The 16,055-nt window shown below is 72.2% G+C and carries 15 protein-coding genes; 9 read left to right on the forward strand and 6 right to left on the reverse strand.

Annotated features, from left to right (window positions below; translation table 11 throughout):
- The first annotated feature begins 6 nt into the window (after positions 1-6).
- A complete protein-coding gene (locus tag AB0I83_RS11045; RefSeq protein ID WP_356843440.1) occupies positions 7-663 on the forward strand; it encodes an OmpA family protein in 657 nt (218 codons plus the stop codon).
- Positions 664-731: 68 nt separating this feature from the next.
- Positions 732-1,958: a hypothetical protein gene (locus tag AB0I83_RS11050; protein WP_363304362.1), complete on the forward strand. Its 1,227-nt coding sequence runs from the start codon at positions 732-734 to the stop codon at positions 1,956-1,958.
- Between the two features lie 49 nt (positions 1,959-2,007).
- On the opposite strand, the gene rph is transcribed toward AB0I83_RS11050, so the two are convergent.
- From rph to AB0I83_RS11070, 4 genes are all read right to left on the reverse strand, one after another.
- Positions 2,008-4,605: a rifamycin-inactivating phosphotransferase gene (gene rph, locus AB0I83_RS11055; protein WP_363304363.1), complete on the reverse strand. Its 2,598-nt coding sequence runs from the start codon at positions 4,603-4,605 to the stop codon at positions 2,008-2,010.
- Between the two features lie 812 nt (positions 4,606-5,417).
- Entirely contained in the window at positions 5,418-5,861 is a 444-nt protein-coding gene (locus tag AB0I83_RS11060) for a DUF3592 domain-containing protein (protein WP_356535215.1), read from the reverse strand.
- Between the two features lie 20 nt (positions 5,862-5,881).
- Entirely contained in the window at positions 5,882-6,463 is a 582-nt protein-coding gene (locus AB0I83_RS11065; RefSeq protein ID WP_363304364.1) for a hypothetical protein, read from the reverse strand.
- A gap of 29 nt (positions 6,464-6,492) precedes the next feature.
- The gene (locus AB0I83_RS11070) at positions 6,493-8,487 is read right to left on the reverse strand and encodes a hypothetical protein (RefSeq protein WP_363304365.1); all 1,995 of its coding nucleotides are present in this window, start codon (positions 8,485-8,487) and stop codon (positions 6,493-6,495) included.
- Positions 8,488-8,784: 297 nt separating this feature from the next.
- On the opposite strand from AB0I83_RS11070, the gene AB0I83_RS11075 reads away from it, so the two are divergent.
- The 4 genes from AB0I83_RS11075 (at position 8,785) to AB0I83_RS11090 (ending at position 11,340) form a co-directional block, all read left to right on the forward strand.
- Positions 8,785-9,204 carry a DUF6188 family protein gene (locus tag AB0I83_RS11075; RefSeq protein WP_363304366.1) on the forward strand — a complete coding sequence of 140 codons (420 nt, stop codon included), beginning with the start codon at positions 8,785-8,787 and terminating at the stop codon, positions 9,202-9,204.
- 189 nt (positions 9,205-9,393) lie between these two features.
- Positions 9,394-9,837 (forward strand): hypothetical protein, encoded by a 444-nt coding sequence (locus AB0I83_RS11080; protein WP_363304367.1) that lies wholly within the window; start codon positions 9,394-9,396, stop codon positions 9,835-9,837.
- A gap of 31 nt (positions 9,838-9,868) precedes the next feature.
- Entirely contained in the window at positions 9,869-11,056 is a 1,188-nt protein-coding gene (locus AB0I83_RS11085) for a hypothetical protein (protein ID WP_363304368.1), read from the forward strand.
- Positions 11,057-11,208: 152 nt separating this feature from the next.
- Positions 11,209-11,340 carry a hypothetical protein gene (locus AB0I83_RS11090; protein ID WP_363304369.1) on the forward strand — a complete coding sequence of 44 codons (132 nt, stop codon included), beginning with the start codon at positions 11,209-11,211 and terminating at the stop codon, positions 11,338-11,340.
- Here AB0I83_RS11090 and AB0I83_RS11095 read toward each other — a convergent pair.
- On the reverse strand, positions 11,312-11,710 hold the full coding sequence (locus AB0I83_RS11095) for a DUF192 domain-containing protein (protein ID WP_363304370.1): 399 nt from the start codon (positions 11,708-11,710) through the stop codon (positions 11,312-11,314). The two genes, AB0I83_RS11090 and AB0I83_RS11095, sit on opposite strands and share 29 nt — an antisense overlap.
- 104 nt (positions 11,711-11,814) lie before the next feature.
- Here AB0I83_RS11095 and AB0I83_RS11100 point away from each other — a divergent pair, with 104 nt between their 5' ends.
- From AB0I83_RS11100 to AB0I83_RS11110, 3 genes are all read left to right on the forward strand, one after another.
- Positions 11,815-12,606, forward strand: a complete 792-nt coding sequence (locus tag AB0I83_RS11100; protein ID WP_363304371.1) for an A24 family peptidase — start codon at positions 11,815-11,817, stop codon at positions 12,604-12,606.
- Between the two features lie 80 nt (positions 12,607-12,686).
- Complete coding sequence (locus AB0I83_RS11105) at positions 12,687-13,505, forward strand: class I SAM-dependent methyltransferase (RefSeq protein ID WP_363304372.1); 819 nt, start codon at positions 12,687-12,689, stop codon at positions 13,503-13,505.
- A gap of 103 nt (positions 13,506-13,608) precedes the next feature.
- A complete protein-coding gene (locus AB0I83_RS11110; protein WP_356535206.1) occupies positions 13,609-14,064 on the forward strand; it encodes a hypothetical protein in 456 nt (151 codons plus the stop codon).
- A 747-nt stretch (positions 14,065-14,811) separates the two neighbouring features.
- Here AB0I83_RS11110 and mgrA read toward each other — a convergent pair.
- Positions 14,812-15,801 carry an L-glyceraldehyde 3-phosphate reductase gene (gene mgrA / locus AB0I83_RS11115; protein WP_356535295.1) on the reverse strand — a complete coding sequence of 330 codons (990 nt, stop codon included), beginning with the start codon at positions 15,799-15,801 and terminating at the stop codon, positions 14,812-14,814.
- Between the last annotated feature and the right edge of the window lie 254 nt (positions 15,802-16,055).

A 16,055-nucleotide genomic window follows, 5' to 3' on the forward strand; every position in this document is an offset into this window, starting at 1 on the left:
ACCGCCATGCAGCCACCCTCCCGCACCCCCGTGCCAAGGCGAGGCGCACTCCGCTCCCGTATCGGACTCTGCGCCGCGACAGCCGTCGTCCTCGGCACCTCGACGCTCTGGGGCGCCGGTACCGCCGCCGCCGACGACAACCCCACCGCCGTACCGAGCGCGTCACCGCCCGTGGAGGTCGACGCCAACTCGCCCGGGCTGATGCTCGGTGACGGGGCGACCCTCGGTGATGTGCGTGTGCTCGACATCAAGTCCATCGTCGAGGACATGGGTGGCGAGGAACGCCGCGAGGACACCAACGCGGACATCACCTTCGCCCTACAGGCCGAGGTCCTCTTCGGCAAGGACAGTGCCAAGCTGAGTGGCGAGGCCACCGCCCGGATCAACGCGATCGCCGCCGAGATCCAGACGCAGAACGCCCCGAAGGTGCGGGTCTTCGGGTTCACGGACAACCTCGGCTCGTCGGCGCACGGCGATGTCCTCTCCAAGGAGCGGGCGAACGCCGTGCAGGGAGTGCTGGTCCAGAAGATCCCGAGCGTCACCTTCGAGATCCGTGGCTACGGCGAGGAGTACCCGATCGCCAGTAACGACACAGAAGACGGCCGTAAGAAGAACCGCCGGGTGGAGGTCTCCTTCCCCCGTACCACCGGTTCGCAGAGCTGACCCCCACGCACGGGGGTCCGGCGCCGTGGCCGGGTGCGGTCACGGCGCCGGGAGCGAGGAGCGGAAAGATGCAGTGGTCCCGAGTGGGCGCCGTCCTCGGAGCGGCGGCGCTCTGCGTCGGCTTCGTCCCAGGAGCGGCAGTCGCCGAGGGCCCTCCTGACTACCGCCCCGCTTCCGGCGCGAAGCCGATCAAGGGCACGGAGTCGAGCATCGACGGCCCCCTGATCGAGCCGGCGGCCGTCTACACGGACACGATCGGTCCGGGCGAGAAGAAGTACTACCGCGTTCAGCTGGACGATTCGTCGGACGCCTTCGTCTCGACCGTCGTCGCCCCGCCGTCCGGCACGGCGACCGACTTCACCGACGGCGTCCGTGTCTCGCTGGCCTCGGCAGACGGCGGCACGAAGTGCAGTACGGACCTGAGCCTGGCGTTCGGCGACGAGACCGCCCGCCCCCTCGCCGGGTACGCGTCCCGGCGCATCGAGCGTGGCCGCAGCTGCCAGGAGGCAGGGGAGTACTTCTACACCGTGGAGCGGGTCGGCTCCGCGTCCGGTGCCTGGCCCGTCGAGCTGACCTACATGGCCGAGCCCGGGCTGAAGTCCGGCGGGGACGACCAGCGGGAGCCCACCGACTGGTCTTCGAAGGCCCCGGCCTCGCCCAGCTCCACCAGCGCGCGCAAGGCCCGGGGAGGAACCGGCTTCAACGACGCCGAGCCCGTCGACGAGGGCGTGTGGCGTGACGACATCGAGCCCGGCGAGAGCCGGTTCTACCGCGTACCCGTCGCCTGGGGAAAGCAGTTGTTCCTACGGGCGCAGCTGGCCAACTCCGGTGCGGGCAGCACGTTCTTCTCCGTCTACGGCCTGCGCCTGGAGCTGTACAACACCGCGCGGGGCCAGGTCGCGGGCAACGCCACCGGCTACACGGGCGAGCCCACCGGGGTGGAGCTCGGCACGGCCCCCGCGGCGTACGCCAACCGCTCCACGGGCAAGACGGACGCGGTGGGCGCGATGCGCTTCCAGGGCTGGTACTACGTCCAGGTGACGCTCTCCCCCGAGGTCCCGGCCGCCGTTCCCCTGACGCTGAAGGTCGACCTCAGGGGAACGGCGCGGCCCGGCCCGCCGTACGACGGAGACGCGGCGGCGGCGGGATTCGGCCTGGACGACCCGGCGGAGGCCGCCGGCACGGACTCCACGATGCGGGTGGTGGGCATCGCGGGCATCGGTGCCGGCGCCGTCCTGGTGTTGGTCATGGCCGCCTGGTACTACGTCGGCAGGCGCCGCTCGCCCGCCGTCTGACCTCCGACGGTTCGGCGCGCGCGGCGGACGCGCTTCCCGGCGTGGTCGCTCAGGGCAGGATCTCGACGTACCCGTCGGTTCCGTGCACGCGGATCCGCTGTCCGTCCCGGATCAGCCGGGTGGCCTGCTCCACACCCACGACGGCCGGCAGGCCGTACTCCCGGGCGATCACCGCGCCATGGGTCATCAGCCCGCCCACCTCCGTCACCAGGCCGGCGATTCCGACGAACAGCGGAGACCAGCTGGGGTCCGTGTGGGCGGTGACCAGGATGTCGCCCGCCTCGAGGTCGGCCTTGGCCATGTCGAGGATGACGCGGGCCCTGCCCTCGATGGTCCCGGCGGAGACCGGGAGGCCGAGCAGGGCACCGTCCGGCGCGTCGTCGCGGTGGTACGCCCCGGTGACGGCCTCGCCGTCCGACGTGAGCACCCGGGGCGGTGTGAGCTGGTGGTACGAGCGGAACGCTTCCCTGCGCCGCCGGATGAGCCGGTCGTCCACCTGGTTGGAGCGTACGGCGTCGTGGAACTCCTGGAAGGTGAGGTGGAAGACGTCCTCCTTCTCGGGGAGCACGCCGGCCCGCACGAGGCGCTCCGCCTCTTCCAGCAGGGCCCGCTTGTAGACGAAGGAGCGGCTGACGATGCCGTACTTCGGGTACTCCCGGTACCCGATGAAGGTGCGGACCCGGTCGATCATCCGCTTCGTCCCGTCGGCCTTCCGCTCCCCGTCCGGCAGGGCCCGCAGACGGCGCAGCACGTCCTGCTCCTTCTGCCGGGCCTTCCGCAGCCCCTGCTCGAAGCGCCGCTCGGCGGCGCCCGGCTCGAAGATCCTGATGTTGTCGAGGAGCACGGGCACGAGGGTGCTGGGGCGCTCGCGCCAACGCGGTCTCGTGATGTCGATCTCGCCCACGCAGCGCATGCCGTACCGGTCCAGGTAGGCCTCGATGGCGTCACGCGCCTCGGTCCCGCCCTCGAACTCCACCAGCTCGTCCAGGAAACCCTCGTCCTCGACACCCCGCAGGAACGCCACGAGTTCGGGATACGGGCGGATCACGTCTGCGACGTCGAGCAGCTCCAGTCCCATCTCGGACGTGATGTTGCCGGGGGCGGAGAGCGTGAGCGTGTCAGCCGCGTTCTTCTCGCCCAGCCACTCCCGCAGCTTTTCGTTGAGCCACCAGGTGGCCTCCATCCCCGCCATGATCACCTGGATGTTCAGCGGATCACCGAGGACCCGCTTGTGCTCCTCGAAGGCCTCCAGCAGGAAGTCGAACAGCGCAGGCCCGGTCTTCGTGCCGATGTCGCGCTCCAGCGCGGCGATGGAAGCCCGGCTGCGCTCGATCAGTTCGGTGACGACGGCCGGACCGGTCTCGACCGGTGCGGGCGCCGCGCCGGCCGGCGGCCCGCCGGGACCCGCGTCCGGGAGCGACGGCACGAAGCCGTCGCGGTCGAGGACGGTCTCCAGCGCGTCCCTGACCAGCGGATCGGATTTCCCCATGGCGTCCAGGAGCCCGGCGCGGCTCGCGGGCGAGGCCAGGCGCGCGGTGACGTCGACGAACAGCCGCCCGCCGGCCTCGTGCATCGGCACCATGGCCGTCAGCTGCCACATGGAGAGCCCGAGGGGCTTCATGGGGTCGGTCATCATCTGCCCGTGACCGACGGAGACGTAGACGTGGTTCTCCTGGTCGCCGCTCTCGGGGACGGGGAACAGCGTCGTGATCGGCCGGCTCTGGACGATCCGGAAGTCGTCGTCGACCAGGCACCATTCGATGTCCTGCGGGCTGCCGAAGTGCGACTCGATCCGCCGTCCGAGCCGCACGAGACGTACGGCCTGCGCGTCCGTCAGAGCCGGCTCCCCCTGCCGCCGCGAGTCGATCGCCACCTCCCGCGTACCGCCCGCCGGGAGGGCTTGGACGGCAAGCCGCTTGGAGGCGATCGTCCTGGCCACGACTGCGCCGTCCCGCACCTTGAAGACGTCCGGGTTCACGAGGCCGGAGACCAGTGCCTCGCCGAGGCCGAAGCCGGCGTCCACGGTGGCGACCCTCCGGTTGCCCGTGACGGGGTCGGCGGTGAACAGGACGCCGGCCGCGTGCGGGAAGGCCATCCGCTGCACGACCACGGCCATGTGGACCGAGCGGTGGTCGATGCCGTTCCGCCGGCGGTAGGTCACGGCGCGCTCGGTGAACAGCGAGGCCCAGCACCTGCTGACGTGCTGGAGGACCGCCGCAGGCCCCATGACGTTCAGATACGTGTCCTGCTGCCCGGCGAAGGAGGCGGTCGGCAGGTCCTCCGCCGTCCCGCTGGACCGGACGGCGTAGGCCTCCCGCTCGCCGAGCCGGGCGAGCGCGCCGGTGATCGCCTCCGCGAGATCTGCGGGGACGGTGATCTCCTCGATCGTGCGGCGGATCTCCGCGCTGAGCGCGCGGATGGACTCCCGGTCGTCCGGGTCCAGGCGCGCCAGCCGGTCGAGCCGGCCGTCGAGCGACGGCGCCTGCGCCATGATCCGGCGGAAGGCACCGGTCGTCACGCAGAAGCCCGGCGGTACGCGGATGCCCTCGATCCGCGACAGCCCGCCCAGATGCGCGCCCTTGCCGCCGACGGCCGCGATCTGGGTCTCGTCGACCTCTCGAAGGTCCCGCACGTACGTCTCCGTCACCGCGACACCTCCGGGCCGGCCGAGCTCCGTCGCACCGCATCGGTTGATCGAATCACCGGGTCCCCCGTGGGTCGGCAACAACACACACGCACTTCGTGCCTCGTTTCCGCAGGTTGTGGCTTCGGCCGACGATTCTGCGTCATGACGGGGGCCTTGCCGCAAGCCCCCCTGTGCGCTATAAATTAAGAGTGGCGAGGAGAGGGATCTCCTCGCCTTTGCTATTTCCCTTCTGCGAGGCCCGAGCAGGTCGAGAGCGCGATTCGAGAGCGAGCCCCCATTTCCCGGCGGCCGTCGCGCCTTACGAATCCCGGACCAGGCGTTGGCCGCCGTCCCGGGGCACGCGGATCAAGGCTGGAGCAGGTGGTCGGCCTTCCGGCCTTGATGTCCCGGACCATCTGCCGCCGCGCTTCGCGCGTGTCGGCGAGAGGTCGGTCCCCGGCCCGGAGCAGGGCCACGTATCCGTCGCCCCGGCCGTCGGTGCCTTATTCGGAGGCGGTTCCCACCCTCCCCGCAGAAGGGATCTTCCCGGTCGATCAGCCTCCGCGTGCGTGAACTCCGCACCGCGCGCGGAATTCATTTGCACCGTGTCCGATGGGGGCACGGCGCCGTGGGCGTGAAGAAGCGCGTGTCCCGCGCCTGGGAATGCTCCACGGTCAACCGGAACGACCCGGACTTCGACGTTCTCGCGAGCCGTTCCCGGGTGGGCTCTCGCCCGCCCAACCCCGTGCTGAGGGCGGCCTCGGCGACGCCGAGGCGGCGCCGGCCGCGGAGGCGGGCACCTGCCGAAGCGGCACCCGCCGGCGAGCCGTCCCTCAGAACCGCACCGCGACGAACGCGAGGAGCAGCCCCAGCGAGAACAGCCCGAGCACCACGGCGAACACCGTCGGCATCAGTATCGGCCCCCACGCACCCGGCCCCGCCACCGTCGCCCGCCCAGCCGGATCCGTGGGGTCGTACGAGACGCGGACGGGCGCGCCGACCTCGAAGCCGAAGGGCCCCGGGGCGTGGTCGGTGAACTCCACCTCGCGGCCGTCCGGGGCGCGGAAGGCGAAGACGTACTCCGTGCGGTAGCGGTTCTCCGTGCCGGAGCCCCGGTCGGTCACGCGCCGGTCCGAGCACCGGCCCTCGGCCCGCTCGCCGCGCCTGACCAGGCGCAGCACGCGGTACAGCCGCAGGCCGGAGCGGACCGCGAACGCGCCGAGGAACAGGCCGAACAGCAGCAGGAAGGTGGGCGTGCCACCGGGCAGTACGTCCATGAACGAGGCTCCGCAGGTGGTTACTTGACCGTGATGGACCTGACGAACGTATCCAGGTCAGCCGGGCTCAGGGCGCCCTTCACCGCATTGACCCGGATGGCGAACGGTACGTCCTTCGAGTCGACCCCGGCCACCACGACCCCCGTCATCCGGGTTCCCTTCGCCGGGGTCGCGTCCTCTCCCGACGAGGTGAACTCGTAGTCGATCCTGCGTGCTTCGCGGGCGCTCTCCGCACCCGCGAGACGTACGTCCCGGGTGCCCTTGCGCGTCGTGCCCAGCCCGATCCCCGCCCCCGCCGCGGCGGCGGCCTCACCGGCGTCGCTGATGCCGGTGGCGAAGTCCAGCTGGACGGAGACCATGCCCGTGCGCAGCCCCTTCTCCTCCTTCAGTGCCACGGCGGCGTTCGCCTCGGCGCGCTCGGCGGCCGGCTGGGGGGCGTACCCCTGGTCCTCGGGGTAGCCGACGGACACGCTCCTGGTGTCCAGCGTGCCCCAGCCGTCCGGGGTCGCTGCGGTGTCGGTGCCGCCGCAGCCGCCGAGCAGTGCCAGGCCGAGGGTGGCGGCCACAGCCGTGCCGAGCGCCTTGGACTTCGTCAACGTCATCGCCCCTTGGTCGCGTTGGTCGCGCGCTCTCACTGCGCGCAGTAGCTGTACGGGAGGTAGGTGCGCTTGTCGCCCTGCGGGGCTCCGAGGAACCTCGCTTCCGTCAGCGACTCCTTCTTGTGCTCGTCGGAGATCGAGAACCCCAGACTCATACCCAGGGAGACCTCGAACCCGAACTCCTGGGCGTCCGTCTCACCCAGGTACCGCAGCGTGCTGGACAGGCCGTCCTGGAACATCATCTGCTCGAAGGGGTCGTTCCCGGTGGGCTTCTGCTCCGGAGACCTGTCACCGAACATGTACTCGAACGGAGCGGTGTTGTTGCCCGAACCATCCAGCCACTGCTCGGCGACGGCGCGCTTGTCCTCCGTGGCCTTGTCGGTCTCCTTGCCGAAGACGACCGAGTTCGTACGCACCTCGATGCCCGTCTCCCCGGAGGAGTCCGTGACGCCGCCCTTGCCGCCCCGCTTGTCCTTGTCCTTCTGACCGTTGTCGCCGCCGGCCTCGCCCTTGTCGGACGTGGCGGTCTTCTCGACCGTCCGGGTCATGTCGATCCGGACGATCTTCCCGGTCTTCTGGTCGCGGGTCACGGTGACGGCCCCGGTACGGGTGTCCTTCGCGCCGGCCGTGCCACCGAGCGGACCGGCGTTGCCGCCCACCTTGCCCTCCAGTTCGAGCTTGGCGGTGTAGGTGTACGACTCGTTGCCGTTGACGTCGTCCTTGGTGATGGTCACGTCCGGCGAGAACTTGGCCTTGCCGCCGAGCTTTGCGCCCAGCTTGTCCTCGTCACCGGCCTTGATGGACAGGCCGCCGTCCGCGTAGACGTTGATGCCGATGGTCGAGTAGGAGATCTTCTTGTCGCCGATCTTCTTCTCGATGTCCTCCATCTTCTCCGCCCACTTCATGCCGGAGTACCAGCCGCCGCCGTAGCCGCCGCTGTGCTTCATCGAGGTCTCCCACATCTTCATTTCCTCGATGTCGTCCCGCATCTTCTGGGCGTCGGCCTCGCTCTTGAACACCCAGGTGTCTCCGTTGGTGATCTTGATGCCGCCGCCGATGTCGACGTCCGCCTTGCCCAGGCTGCCGAGCTTGACCCCCGGCGTGCTGGCGTTGACGCCCGCCGAGGCGGCGTCGGTGAACGTCATGTAGACGAGCTTGTCGTTCTCGTCGACCTTTCCGTCCTCGTTAACATCGGTGTTGGCCTGGGCCACCTTCTGCTGGAAGCCGTACTCCTCGCCCCACTCGAACCAGCCGATCTTGACCTTGCCGCCCGCAGTGTCGGAGATGTTCGAGATCTGGCAGAGCTTGGGTTCGTAGTCGGCGTCGGTCTTCGGCCGCGCGGTGCCGTCCGTACCGGTCGTGCAGCCGCTGCCGCCCCCGGTGAGCGAGGCGATGGCGCAGCGGATCCCCTCGCCGATCCGGCCTCCGATGCCGGCCATGGCGAGGGCGCCGATGAGAGCGACGACGAGGACGATGACGCCGAGGTACTCGGTGGCCGTGGCACCGCTCTCGCGCCAGTCGTACGAGCGGGTGCGCGCCGGCGGCGCCGGCGCGGCCCCGGTGCCGCGCTCCGCCAGGAGCCGGTCCAGCGCCAGGCCCAGGGCGCCGCCGGTCACCATCGCGACCGCGGGCATCAGGAGGCCCTCGGTGTCCACCACGTCCCATGTCACCGCGTATCCGAAGGCGAGTCCGGTGACCGGGACGGTGAGCGTGCCGAGCGGGTGGAAGAGGCGGGAGTCGCGCAGCCGGCCGGGGAGCGTGCGGGCGCTCGCCAGGACCGTCAGCACGGTGATGAGGACGCTGGGCAGGTGCAGCAGGGCGAGGCGCCAGCCGAACTGGTCCAGCCGGTCGTCGGTGGCGAGCGTCTCGACGAGTGCCCGCGTCGTCAGGAACCCGGTGATGACGTAGACGAGGGCGCCGGCTGCCCAGCTACGGCTCAGGGGGAGGAACCAGCCGCCCTGCCCCCCGGTGGGCCCCGGCGGTATGCGGCCCGGGCCCCGGTCTCCCCAATCGCTGCCACCGCTCACGGTCCGCCCTCTCGCCGCCGCCCTGTCCTGCTGCCTGACGGGGGTGAGCGTACGGCCGGGGAGCGGTGCCCGACCTGGGCCCCTGGCCCCAAACACGGGCCCAACCTCGCGGCCGGCGAGGGGGGTTGCTCGCGCTGCCGCGCACCGGGACCGAACCGGACGGCGGCTCCTCAGACGTCCGTCCCGGTACCGCCGGAACATGCGGTTGGGCCCGTGGGCCCACGACGGCTGTGCGCCGCGGTGGCTAGCGTCGGGAGCCTGACAGCGAGATCACCGGTGAGCGGAGGACAGGAAGTGATGACGAAGGAGAGTACGGCGGACCGTTGGGTCCTCGATCTGCGCGGGCTGCCCGTGCGGCAGGTGACCGCGTCCTCGGACCCGGCGGGCAACGATCCGCCCCGGTTCGCGCTCGTACTCGGCGCGGTCACCGAGGTCGCCGTCGAGGGAGCCGTGCGGATGACGAACGGTCCCGCCACCGCCCCGGGAGCGGTCGGCCTGCCGGTCACGGCGGAGTGCGGGGCGCTGGTCGACGCGACCGTGCTGTCGGCCACCGGCTCCCACACGGGCTCGCTGCGCCTCGTGTTCAGCACCGGCCATCAGGTCGCGGTCCGGGGGGACGACCCCGGGATACGGATCCGTGTGCGCAGGCCGGGCGCGTTCGAGTGGGTGAGCGGCGACGGCGCCGGCGTCCTGACCCCGCTCGACCAGGGCCTCTAGCCCAGCCCCCGGGCCGAGCCCTCCGGGTCGGTGGCCGAGGCCGGGGTCCTGGGGGAGAACCTAGTTGGGCCCCTGGGCCCAAGACGTCCGGCCGCCCGGCGAATAGCGTCACCGCAGCAGGTGAAGGACGTCCGTCCCGGCGCACCCCCCACGGCGCCGGGCCGGACCGAGACCGGAAGGTGGCCACCCGTGCCCACGGCTGAACAACTGACCCTGACCGACGAGGAGTCCCGGCTCCTGCAACAGGGCCTGATGGAGTGGTGCGGCCCCGCCCGCTGCACGGAGGAGTTCGCCGTGGCCATGGGCTTCGACAGTGCGCAGGACCTCGGCCGCCGGGGCATGTCGATCCACGGAGTCCTCGCCGCGAACGAGGCACTGGACCCGATGGACTGGGCGCGGGCCCTGCTGGCGACGGAGCTCGCCTTCGCCAGCGAGGTCGTCGGCTCGGGGTACGAGTGGTCCACCACGACCGGCTGGTCCGACGACAGCACGTTACGCGTCCTGCGCTCGGCCCAGCTCAAGCTGATCCGCACCGTCGCCCCACTGGTCGGCCGGGGACTCGGCACCAGGCGGGCCGCGAACCCGGAAGTGCTGCGGGCGGGTGGAGCGCCCCCGCCCAGCCCGGCGTGGTGACCTCCTCGGCGGCGGGCCCATAATCGGCCGCATGCCCGATCAGCAGACGCGCCCCCGCCCGGCGGCGCCCGACACCCGCAGCACCCGGCACCGCGCGACGGCCCTGCTCACGGCCGCCGCGCCCGCCCTGGGCGCCTACGCGGCGGTCCGGGCCGTCGGGCTGCTCGTCCTCCAGGTGTCGGCATCGCTCGCAGGGAAGGACGCCCCGCGTCTGCTCGGCGGCCGGTGGGACTCCGTCTGGTACCAGCGGATCGCCGAGAACGGCTACGGCCACACGGTCACCCTGCCCGACGGCGGCGTCCACTCCGACCTGGCGTTCTTCCCGCTCCTGCCCGCCCTGGAGCGGGCCGTCGCCGCGGTGACACCGCTCACCGTCCGGGGCGCCGGGATCACCGTCGCCTGGCTGGCCGGCCTCCTCGCCGCCTGGGGGATCTACGCCGTCGGGGCACGGCTGCACGGACGGCGCGCCGGGGTGCTGCTGGCCGCGCTCTGGGGCGCGTACCCGACGGCGTTCGTGCAGTCGATGGCGTACACGGAGACCCTGTTCACCGCGCTCGCCGCGTGGTCCCTGTACGCCGTGCTCAGAGGCCGCTGGATCGGAGCGGGCGCCCTGTGCGTCCTCGCCGGTCTGACCCGGCCATCGGCCGCGGCCCTCGTCGCCGCGCTGGCACTCGCGGGAGCCGCCGGCCTCCTGCGGCAGTACGGGGAAGACGGCCGTGACGGCCTGCTGCGCCGGAACGCGCGCATGGTGCTCGGGGTCCTGCTCGCCCCGCTGGGCTGGCTGGCGTACGTGGTGTTCGTCGCCGTGCGGCAGGGCAGCCCGTTCGCCTACTTCGAGGTCCAGGCCCAGTGGGGCAACAGCATCGACGGCGGCAGGGCACTGGCCGGCTTCATCGCGGGTCTGCCGCTCCCCGCCGCCCTGGGACTGTGCGCCGCGCTGGGCCTTTTGGCGTGGCTCGTGTACCTGTGCGTGCGGCAGAGGCAGCCGCTGCCCGTGCTGGTGTACGGCATCGGGATCGTCGTCGTCTCGCTCATCGGCTCCGGATACTTCGGCTCCCGCCCCCGCCTGATGATGCCCGCGTTCCCCCTGCTCCTGCCGCCCGCCGTCGCGCTGGCCCGGCTGCGCACCCCGTGGGGCCCGGCCGCCGTCGTCGCAGCGCTCGCCGTCGGCTCCGCCGCGTACGGGGCGTGGACGCTGCTGGGGCCGGGACCGCCCTGATGCCGGGCGCGGTGCGGGCCCGCGCGGGCGGGTTCCGCACGACGAGCGGGGACGGGCCGTCCACCTGCACCGGAGGCGAGGCACCGCCCGCGCGGAAGGCCGGCCAGGAATCGCCGGCCACCAGGTGACGGGCAGCCCGGAAGGGGGCCACGATGCCGCTCGTCCTCCACCTCGTGCGGACCGGGTCGACCGTCGTCACCATCAGCGCCGCGGACTTCCTCGGCGGCACCGCACCGAGGACCCCGGCCGCACTCGTCACCGCGCGGGCGGCGAGACTCCCGTAGCGGCGGCCTCGACCCGCACGCGCGCCCCCGGCCGCAGCCCCCACCGCTCCATCGTCCCGGCCTCGGACTCCACGACGTGACGGGCACGCGGCCTGGGCAGGCCCAGCCGGCCCGGTCTCATCGTGCGCACCGCGAGGACGTTGAACTCCCGGTCCAGATAGGCCACGTCGATGGTGAACCGCATCCGGAAGGTGTGCACGCTCCCGCACGGGGTGATCAGCAGCGCGCCGTCCACCCCGTCCACCCCGTCGACACCGAGCAGCCCTCGCGCCCGCGCACGGTACGACGCCGCTATTTGCAGCGGCACGTCCATCGCCCGCGAGCCTGTCCCGACCGTCAGTGTCCCGCCGCCGTCGCGCCACTTCCCCATGGGCACCGACCGTACCCCCGGGACCGGCGCGTGGGTCCGGAACCGTCCGCAGTGGGCCCCAGGGCCCAAGACCCGGCCCTGGAAGCCGGATTAGGGTCGGTCCTGTGGACGCCACACTGATTGCGCTCGCCGTGCTCTGGGGCGCCGCCGCCGGGATGCTGATCCCGCGCGCCGCGTACCGCTTCTCGGTCGAGCCCGAGGAGCTCTGGCGGGACGCGTGCCCGGCGGGGCACGCGCTCACCGGCCCCGCCGGCGGCTGGCTGGGCGCGACCCGGTGCGCGGCCTGCGCCGTGCCCGTCCCCTCCCTCCCCGCGGGTGCCGCTCCCGCGGACCCGCCACCCGCCCGGCCCGGCCGCTACGCCCCCGGAGTCGTCGCCCCCGTCGTCACCGCGCTCGCCTGCACGGCGCTCGCCGCCGCCACGGGCACCCGGCCCGAGGTCGTCGTATGGCTGCTGCTCGCCCCCGTCGCGGTGCTGCTCGCCGTCGTCGACCGCCGGGTCCACCGGCTCCCCGACCGGCTGACACTGCCCCTGGCCGGTGCCGCGGCCGTGCTCCTGGGGGGTGCGGCGCTGCTCCCCGAGCACGGCGGATCCTGGATCGCGGCGCTGCTCGGCGGAGCGGCGCTCGGCGGGTTCTACCTCGTGCTCTTCCTGATCAACCCGAACGGCATGGGATTCGGAGACGTGAAGCTCGCCCTCGCGCTGGGCGTCGCACTGGGCTGGTACGGCTGGGCCGTTCTCTGCGCGGGTGGTTTCGCCGGGTTCCTGTTCGGTGCCCTGTACGGGGCCGGCCTGATGCTGCTGCGCGGGGCCGGGCGCAGGACGGGCATCCCGTTCGGCCCGTTCATGATCGCCGGCGCGCTGGTCGGTCTGCTGTTCGGGGGCCTGGCCGCCTGATGGTCACCGGACGTACGGACGTGCGGATACCGGGTATATGCACTCGCGTGGTGCTGCCGTCGGCTGACACCATCCGAGGTATGAACGGATCAGCCATGCCCCCCGGAACCGGCGCCTCCGACGCCCGCTTCGACGCCCTCGTCGCCGAGGCGGACGCCGTCCCCGTCGACGGCTGGGACTTCTCGTGGTTCGACGGACGGGCCACCGAGGAGCGCCCGTCGTGGGGATACGCACGCACCATGGCGGACCGGATGGCGAACGCCCGCGCCGCGCTCGACATCCAGACCGGCGGAGGTGAGGTCCTCGCCTCCGCGCCCGTGCTGCCGCCGCTGACGGTGGCCACCGAGTCCTGGCCGCCCAACATCGCCCGCGCCACCGCGCTGCTGCATCCGCGCGGCGCCGTCGTCGTCGCGGACGCCGACGAGCCACCGCTGCCCTTCGGCGACGGCGCCTTCGACCTGGTGGTCAGCAGGCATCCGGTGACCACGTGGTGGGACGAGATCGCCCGGGTGCTGGCCCCGGGTGGCACGTACTTCTCCCAACAGGTCGGCCGGGAGAGCGTGTTCGAGCTCGTGGAGTACTTCCTCGGCCCGCGCACCCCGGAGGAGCGCGGTGCCCGGGATCCTGAGTGCGCGCGGCGGGCCGCCGAGGCCGCCGGGCTCGAGGTGACGGACCTGCGTGCCGAACGGCTGCGCGTCGAGTTCCTCGACATCGGCGCCGTCGTCCACTTCCTCCGCAAGGTCGTCTGGATGGTTCCGGGATTCACGGTGGACGCCTACCTGCCCCAACTCCGCACCCTGCACCGGCTGATCGAGGCCGAAGGGCCGTTCGTCGCCCACAGCGCCCGATTCCTGATCGAGGCGCGCAAGCCGGAAAGGGCGCCAACGGCCCTACCCTGAGGGCGGCCTCGCGATTCGGGGATGCAACGACATCACCCGCACCTCCGTCCTACCCATGAGTAGTGCGACCCTGGTGGTTGAGCGCACAACGAAGGAGCAGGTCATGTCGGTGGGAAGGGAAATGCCGGGCGAGGAGCTGAGCCGACCGTCCGGCCGGCCGCGCCACGGGAAGGCCGACTGGCTCACGGGCGCGCGGATCACCGCCGTGCACGGCCTGTTCTACCGGCCCGAGGGCCGGGCGGGAGAGCCGGAAGCCATCGAATTCGTGCTGGACGGCGGCCAGTCGGTCCTGTTGACCTGTGCCTCCGACCGCACCCTGAACATCACCTCGGGCGCCTGGCCCGGCCTCCCCGACTGGTGCGTGCCCGCGGGCCAGTGGGAGTTCGCACCCCCGGGCCGGCTGCCTCCACCCCCGTACGGCGGGGCGTGGACGGTCATCGGCACACAGGAGCGGCGCGACGAGTACGGCGAGGTGCGCGAGGCCGTCATCCGGTGCGAGGACGGCGACTTCGTGGTCGTCGGCGGAGACACCCTGGCGATCCGCTTCGTACGCCGCTGATCCGCGGGTGCCGCAGGTCCTGTCGCTCCGGATCACGCGTGACCGCCCACGGCCGCCTCTCCGCCGTCAGCACAGCCGCCGTCGCCTCGCCCAGCCGTTCCACCTGCGCCTCCGGTGCCTCCGGTGCCTCCGGTGCCTCCGGTGCCTCCGGTGCCTCCGGTGCCTCCGGCGCCCGGAGACCGCCCGCGTCCGGCAGGGCCCGTTCGGTCCACCGGGCCGTCCGCACATCCGTGCGCGTCACATCGGTCGTGCGGAACCCGGCGGAGAGCTCGGCCGCGGACCGCGCCTGGGCGCGGGCCCCGGCAAGGCGGTGACGGCGCTGGCTGTGTCAGCGGCCGGAAGCGCACCCCCGGAGCGAAACCGCCGGTCAAGCGCTCGGACGCTCGTCTCCGACCAGCTCGTGGTCGTGGTGCGGGCTCGTGTCGTCCTGGACCGAACCCGGGACGTCAACAGGACACGGCCTTCCCGCACGAAGATCTCCGGAGCCCGGGAAGCGGCCGGGAACCGGGCCCGCGCCGTGCTCGCAGCGCAGTCCGAAGAATTCGGAGAGTGATTGTCGAGCGCCGTGGCATGCGACATCACTTACGAAGGGTTATGGTGGAAACCCCCCCCTCGGGCCGGTCCGTATCCCCCCCCACGGACCGGCCCGTTTTTTGTGCCCGGAGTCCGGCGTCCGGGGCCGCCCCTGCGAGGAGCCGGCGAAGGCCCGGTCCGGGCAACCGGGAAACCGGTCCGGGCAGGGCCCTGTCAGCCCCGGTTGGCCCAGATGTTCGTACTCGCGGTGTCCACGGCGAAGGTGTCGATCTCCTCCGTCTCGGCGGCGGTCAGCGCCGGCGCGCCGAGCGCCGCCACGTTCTGCTCCAGCTGCCCCACGCTCGACGCGCCGATCAGGGCCGACGTCATACGGCTGTCACGCAGGACCCAGTTCAGCGCCAGCTGGGCCAGGGACTGCCCACGGCGCCGCGCGATGTCGTTCAGCCCGCGCAGCCGCCGCACCATCTCGTCGGAGAGCAGCCCCGGGTCCAGGGACTTGCCCTGACTGGCGCGCGACCCCTCCGGGATACCCGACAGGTACTTGTCCGTGAGCAGGCCCTGGGCGAGCGGCGCGAAGGAGATGCAGCCCATACCCGCCGCTTCCAGGGTGTCGAGCAGCCCGTCGGCCTCCACCCAGCGGTTGACCATCGAGTAGGACGGCTGGTGGATGAGGGCGGGGACACCCATCTCGCGCAGCAGCCGGGCGGCCTCCACGGTCTGCGCCGCGTTGTAGGAGGACACCCCGACGTACAGCGCCTTGCCCCGGTGCACGGCGGAGGCGAGCGCCCCCATCGTCTCCTCCAGCGGGGTGTGCGGGTCGAAGCGGTGCGAGTAGAAGATGTCGACGTACTCGAGCCCCATCCGGCCCAGCGACGCGTCGAGCGAGGACAGCAGGTACTTACGGGACCCCCACTCCCCGTACGGGCCGGGGTGCATCTCGTAACCGGCCTTCGTGGAGACGACCAGCTCGTCCCTGTACGGGGCGAAGTCCTGGCGGAAGAGCTTGCCGAAGTTCAGCTCGGCCGAGCCGGGCGGCGGCCCGTAGTTGTTGGCCAGGTCGAAGTGCGTCACGCCCAGGTCGAAGGCGCGCCGCAGGATCGCCCGCTGCGTGGCGAGCGCGCGGTCGTCGCCGAAGTTGTGCCAGAGGCCGAGCGACACGGCGGGCAGCTTGAGTCCGCTGCGGCCGGTGCGGCGGTACTCCATCGAGTCGTAGCGGGTGGAGTCGGCGAGGTAGGAGAGGGAATCAGTCACGTTTCACTCCTTATCACGGACTTGTGACAGACCGGGTTGGGCCCCCGTGACCCGTCCGCAGTAATGTGGCCGCTTCGGGAACTGCCGATCCGCGGCGCTGAAGCGCGCTGTGCGGACTGCACGGCGATCCCCCGGGGGGCGGCCCCGGACCCCCGGTGAGGGGGAGCGCGGGCCTCGCGCCCGTACGGAACCGAGAGGGTGAACTC

Source organism: Streptomyces sp. NPDC049970, assembly GCF_040660235.1.
Taxonomy (GTDB): Bacteria; Actinomycetota; Actinomycetes; order Streptomycetales; family Streptomycetaceae; genus Streptomyces.

Excerpts from the sequence above, each read along its gene's own strand:
- AB0I83_RS11045 (WP_356843440.1), top strand. The coding sequence starts at position 7 with ATGCAGCCACCCTCCCGCACCCCCGTGCCAAGGCGAGGCGCACTCCGC.
- AB0I83_RS11050 (WP_363304362.1), top strand. The coding sequence starts at position 732 with ATGCAGTGGTCCCGAGTGGGCGCCGTCCTCGGAGCGGCGGCGCTCTGC.
- AB0I83_RS11060 (WP_356535215.1), bottom strand. The coding sequence starts at position 5,861 with ATGGACGTACTGCCCGGTGGCACGCCCACCTTCCTGCTGCTGTTCGGC.
- AB0I83_RS11065 (WP_363304364.1), bottom strand. The coding sequence starts at position 6,463 with ATGACGTTGACGAAGTCCAAGGCGCTCGGCACGGCTGTGGCCGCCACC.
- AB0I83_RS11075 (WP_363304366.1), top strand. The coding sequence starts at position 8,785 with ATGACGAAGGAGAGTACGGCGGACCGTTGGGTCCTCGATCTGCGCGGG.
- AB0I83_RS11085 (WP_363304368.1), top strand. The coding sequence starts at position 9,869 with ATGCCCGATCAGCAGACGCGCCCCCGCCCGGCGGCGCCCGACACCCGC.
- AB0I83_RS11090 (WP_363304369.1), top strand. The coding sequence starts at position 11,209 with ATGCCGCTCGTCCTCCACCTCGTGCGGACCGGGTCGACCGTCGTCACC.
- AB0I83_RS11095 (WP_363304370.1), bottom strand. The coding sequence starts at position 11,710 with ATGGGGAAGTGGCGCGACGGCGGCGGGACACTGACGGTCGGGACAGGC.
- AB0I83_RS11105 (WP_363304372.1), top strand. The coding sequence starts at position 12,687 with ATGAACGGATCAGCCATGCCCCCCGGAACCGGCGCCTCCGACGCCCGC.
- AB0I83_RS11110 (WP_356535206.1), top strand. The coding sequence starts at position 13,609 with ATGTCGGTGGGAAGGGAAATGCCGGGCGAGGAGCTGAGCCGACCGTCC.
- mgrA (WP_356535295.1), bottom strand. The coding sequence starts at position 15,801 with ATGGAGTACCGCCGCACCGGCCGCAGCGGACTCAAGCTGCCCGCCGTG.